The organism is Nocardia thraciensis (genome assembly GCF_054782435.1).
Map to the genome: position 1 here is coordinate 1 of NZ_BAAGSM010000061.1, position 837 is coordinate 837.

Genomic DNA, 837 nt, shown 5'->3' on the forward strand with positions numbered 1-837 from the left:
TGAGAGTAGTACGCGGCTTCGTATTCGGCCGGGGTGAGGTAGTTCAGCCGGGAATGCAGACGGGCGTTGTTGTACCAGTCGCACCATTCCGTGAGCGCGAACTCGACCTCGGCGAGTGTGTGGAAGGGGCCGTGCCGGTGTACGACTTCGGTCTTGAAAAGTCCGATGATCGATTCCGCTAGCGCGTTGTCATAGGCATCCCCAACTGAGCCTATCGACGCCGAGAGCCCCTGCAGTGCAAGGGATTCGGTGAACTTCACCGAAGTATACTGCGACCCGGCGTCGCTGTGGTGGATCAGGCCGGGCTCGATCGGGTGCCCGTAGTGGTCACGCCGCCACACAGCCATGTTGAGTGCCTTGGACACCAGCGTGGTCGTTCGGGTGGCCGAGGCGGTCCAGCCGACGATCGCACGGGAGTAGGCGTCGAACACGAACGCCACATACGCCCAGCCGGTCCATGTGGAGACGTAGGTGAAATCGGCCACCCACACCAGATTCGGCGCATCGGCGGTGAAATCCCGGTTGAGTTTGTCCCCGGCTCGCACGCCGTCCTTGGCGGGAATCGTGGTGCGCAGCTTGCGGCCCCGCACGGCTCCGTTCATGCCGAGTTCGCGCATGATCCGATCGACCGTGCAGAACGCCACCTCGTGGCCCTGGCGGCGCAGATAACGGGTCATCTTGCGGCGCCCGTACATTTCCTCCGGTTTCCCTGTGAGATCCCGTAAGGCGTTCTCCACGTAGGCATCTGCGATGTCACGAGCCGACGGTGGCCGACGACGGGCTTTGCGGTAGGCCCGCGGCGCGATCTGGATTCCGTGCGCGCACAGCGCACGGCAG

General features: G+C 63.8%; 1 protein-coding gene. It reads right to left on the reverse strand.

Annotated features, from left to right (window positions below; translation table 11 throughout):
- Nucleotides 1–827 (reverse strand): IS3 family transposase (locus ACYVLQ_RS31780; protein ID WP_460701235.1); only part of this gene is annotated, 827 nt, incomplete at its 3' end.
- Between the last annotated feature and the right edge of the window lie 10 nt (nt 828–837).